This window comes from Neisseria sp., assembly GCF_030530745.1.
In the GTDB taxonomy this organism is placed as follows: Bacteria; Pseudomonadota; Gammaproteobacteria; order Burkholderiales; family Neisseriaceae; genus Neisseria.
In genome coordinates this window covers 1-3,718 of record NZ_JAUMUI010000002.1, presented here as the reverse complement: position 1 = coordinate 3,718, position 3,718 = coordinate 1, and the positions used below count along the sequence as shown (strand labels likewise).

General features: G+C 55.1%; 5 protein-coding genes. 4 read left to right on the top strand and 1 reads right to left on the bottom strand.

What is annotated here, in order from left to right; translation table 11 throughout:
* Positions 1–376: 376 nt before the first annotated feature.
* From Q3970_RS01080 to grxB, 4 genes are all read left to right on the top strand, one after another.
* Positions 377–625: a hypothetical protein gene (locus Q3970_RS01080; protein WP_303098771.1), complete on the top strand. Its 249-nt coding sequence runs from the start codon at positions 377–379 to the stop codon at positions 623–625.
* 36 nt (positions 626–661) lie between these two features.
* Positions 662–988 carry an NGK_0946 family protein gene (locus Q3970_RS01075; RefSeq protein WP_303098770.1) on the top strand — a complete coding sequence of 109 codons (327 nt, stop codon included), beginning with the start codon at positions 662–664 and terminating at the stop codon, positions 986–988.
* Between the two features lie 271 nt (positions 989–1,259).
* Complete coding sequence (gene trpB, locus Q3970_RS01070; RefSeq protein ID WP_303098769.1) at positions 1,260–2,462, top strand: tryptophan synthase subunit beta; 1,203 nt, start codon at positions 1,260–1,262, stop codon at positions 2,460–2,462.
* Between the two features lie 61 nt (positions 2,463–2,523).
* Positions 2,524–3,174, top strand: coding sequence for a glutaredoxin 2 (grxB, locus tag Q3970_RS01065; RefSeq protein ID WP_303098768.1), 651 nt, complete (start codon positions 2,524–2,526; stop codon positions 3,172–3,174).
* Positions 3,175–3,319: 145 nt separating this feature from the next.
* Here the strand turns inward: grxB and Q3970_RS01060 are convergent.
* The coding region (locus Q3970_RS01060) for an epoxyqueuosine reductase QueH (protein WP_303098767.1) at positions 3,320–3,718 on the bottom strand (399 nt) is incomplete at its 5' end.

Below are 3,718 nucleotides of genomic sequence, written 5' to 3'. Positions count from 1 at the left end.
CCGCAAACACCGCCCGTTTCTCACCCGCACCCCGCAACAACCCGGGCTGCCCGTCTTAAATCTGTTGTTTTCAGACGGCCTGCCGCTTTTCTTGCGGGGCGGGTAAAGGGAAAACAGAATTTTAGTTTTTGCAAAGATTTCTGTTTCGGGCGCATACCCGCTCCGCCGCTTCCAAAATAAAGGCTGTTTCCGACAAAAATTTAGGATTTTCCTGTGGTTCGGGAAAACCCAGTTTATCTAAAAAGCATTTTTAATGAAATGTTTACATTCATTTGCATAAACAAAAATTTTACAATATTGACAAAAAAAAAAAAAGATTAATATAGTTTTAAAAGCGTTAAGAAATTTTTTCTTGTGCAACTTGAGGAGTGTCTGAATGAAAAATGTATTTTTTTGGGCGGCTGCGGCCGTGGTTTTAAGCGCCTGCTCTTACGGCAGCCAAAGGTTTTCGAGCCGTTCTCCCGAAACCCTGCGTGCTAACGCGCAGGCGGTGCACGAGGCCGAACGTGCCGAAAGGGCGGAACGGCGTGCCGAACGGCGCAAAGAAATGATGGATAAGGCCGATGCGGTCAACCGCGCAACCGGCGGCGGTGCTTCAAGCAGCCGGATATATGTTGATTTCTGATTACCTGCCGGTAATTTTTCAAAAGGAGTGTCTGTAATGAAAAAACTGTTTGTTTCCCTTGCTGCCGCTTTGATTTTGTCGGCATGCGCTTCCACCAACTCCGTAGGCGATATGGCTATGGGCGACGATGCGGCATTGAGCAATGCCGGACGCAACCGTGAAGCTGCGCAGGTGAGCCGTTCCCAATTGGAGCAAAGCCGCCGCCAGCGCGCCAACACATCTGAAGAGCTGGCTTTGGAGCAGCAGAAGCGCCAAAACAAACACGGCGGCATCCGCGATACGATGGATACCGCTTCCAGAGGCATGGGGGTGGTTAACGAAGCCATCGGCACCATCCGCAACCTGCGCTGGGGCTTCAGGTAAAACCGCCGAAAACCATATAAATGCCTGAAACGGCAGCTTGGGCCGTCTGAAACATGTTGGTTTCAGACGGCCTTTCTGTGTCTGCAACGGAATCACTGCGGGAAATTTCCGACAGCGCTTTTTTCTTCTCAGGCAAAGCGGCAAGCTGTTAGAATCGGAACCTGCAGCCTGTTTGGGGTCTGTTTCCGGATAATAATCCGATCTGCGGAATGCTTGTGCACAAAAGGCGGCATTTTGTTTCCAACGGTTTTGAAAGTTCGAGGATTTTTCAGTGAAAAACTACCAAGCTCCCGATTCACAAGGATTTTTCGGCGAACACGGCGGCGTGTTCGTTTCTGAAACCCTGATTCCCGCCCTACAGGAGCTGGCGGCCGCTTATCAGGAAGCCAAGAATGACCCCGCTTTCTGGGCGGCTTTCCGAAACGATTTGAAACACTATGTCGGCCGCCCCAGCCCCGTTTACCATGCCGCGCGCCTGTCTGAAAAACTCGGCGGTGCGCAAATCTGGCTCAAGCGCGAAGACCTCAACCACACCGGCGCGCACAAAATCAACAACACCATCGGCCAGGCGCTGCTGGCCAAGCGCATGGGCAAAAAACGCGTGATTGCCGAAACCGGCGCCGGCCAGCACGGCGTGGCCTCAGCTACCGTGGCCGCCCGCTTCGGCATGGAATGCCATGTTTATATGGGTGCCGACGACATTATCCGCCAAGCCCCCAACGTGTTCCGCATGAAGCTGTTGGGCGCCAATGTGGTGGGCGTGGACAGCGGCAGCCGTACCCTGAAAGACGCCATGAACGAAGCCATGCGCGAATGGGTGGCGCGGGTGGACGACACTTTCTACATCATCGGCACGGCCGCCGGCCCCGCGCCTTATCCCGAAATGGTGCGCGATTTCCAATGCGTAATCGGCAACGAAGCCAAAGAGCAGATGCTCGAGGCCATCGGCCGCCAGCCCGATGTGGCGGTGGCCTGTGTGGGCGGCGGCTCCAACGCCATCGGCCTGTTTTATCCTTATATTGAAGAAAGTGGCGTGCATCTGGTGGGGGTGGAAGCGGGCGGCCACGGCGTACACACGCCCGACCATGCCGCACCGATTACCAGCAAAGCCCCTGCCGGCGTGCTGCACGGCTTCCGCAGCTACCTGATGCAGGACGAAAACGGCCAAGTGCAGGGCACGCATTCCGTTTCGGCCGGTTTGGATTACCCCGGCATCGGCCCCGAACACAGCTATCTGGCCGACATCAAGCGCGTGGAATACACCGCCGCCGATGACGGTGCCGCCTTGCAAGCCTTTGATTTGCTGTGCCGATACGAAGGCATTATCCCCGCCCTCGAATCCAGCCACGCCCTTGCCTGGGCGGTGGAAAACGCGCCGAAAATGGGCAAAGACCAAGTCATTTTGGTTAACCTGTCCGGTCGCGGCGATAAAGACATCAACACCGTTGCCAAACTCAAAGGCATTGAATTGTAAGGTTTTCAGACGGCCTTTGGGTGTTGGAGGACGTCTTTAAACGGAAACAGGGAAAACAGCCATGAAACTCTATATTTATGATCACTGCCCTTTCTGCGTGCGCGCCCGCATGATTATCGGCCTGCGCGGGTTGGCGGCGGAAGAAGTTGTATTGCAGAACGACGATGAATCCACCCCCATCGGCATGATAGGCGCCAAGCAGGTGCCGATACTGCAGAAAGACGACGGCTCATATATGGGCGAGAGCTTGGATATCGTGCGTTATATCGACAATTTGGCGGATAAAGGCCGTCTGAAAGAAGAAATCCGCCCCGAAGTGCAGGCTTGGCTGGAACAAGCCGGCACTTATATCAACAAACTGGTGCAGCCGCGCATGGTGTCGATCGGGCTGCCGGAATTCGCCACGCAGGGCGCAGTTGATTATTTCGTGCATAAAAAAGAAGCCAATATCGGCAGCTTTGCCGAAAATCTGGCGAAAACCGATGAATATCTGCAAACCCTGCATACCGGTTTGGCGGATTTGGAGCGGCAGGTTGCGGGCGGGGATAGTTTGAACGGCGAAGGTTTGAGCATGGAAGATGTCCACGTTTTCCCGCTGCTGCGCAACTTAACGGTGGTGCGCGGGCTGGTGCTGCCGCCGAAACTGAAGGCTTATACGGACAATATGGCCGCCGCTTCGGGCGTGCCGCTTTATACGGATAAGGCGGTGTAAAGCGGGGCGCCGGCTGGTTTCCGCGTGGATATGAATGGCGGGCAGGCTGAAAAAATGTACCGGCATGATTTACAAAAACCTCAGGCCGTCTGAAACCATATTCAGACGGCCTGAGTCAATTTTTGCCGGTTAAACCGAAAGAGCGTTAGCCGTTTTCTTCGTCTCCGTAATATTTCACGCCGATTTTAACCGGCGCGCGGCCTTGCGATTTTCGGTGGTGGTTGGTATCACGCAGCGAATAGGCGCAGCCGCAGTATTCCTGCTGGTAGAAATGCTCGCGCTTGCTGATTTCGATCATGCGCGCGCTGCCGCCGCCTTTGCGCCAGTTGAAATCCCAATACACCACGTCGTCGTACGGCGCAGCGGCGCGGTGGCCGCAGTCGTTGATCTGGTTCATGTTCTTCCAGCGCGAAATGCCCAGCGAGCTGGTGAGTACGGGGAAGCCGTGTTCGTGGGCATAAAGGGCGGCGCGCTCGAAGCGCATATCGAAACACATGGTGCAGCGGCGGCCGCGTTCGGGGTCCATTTCCATGCCTTTGGCGCG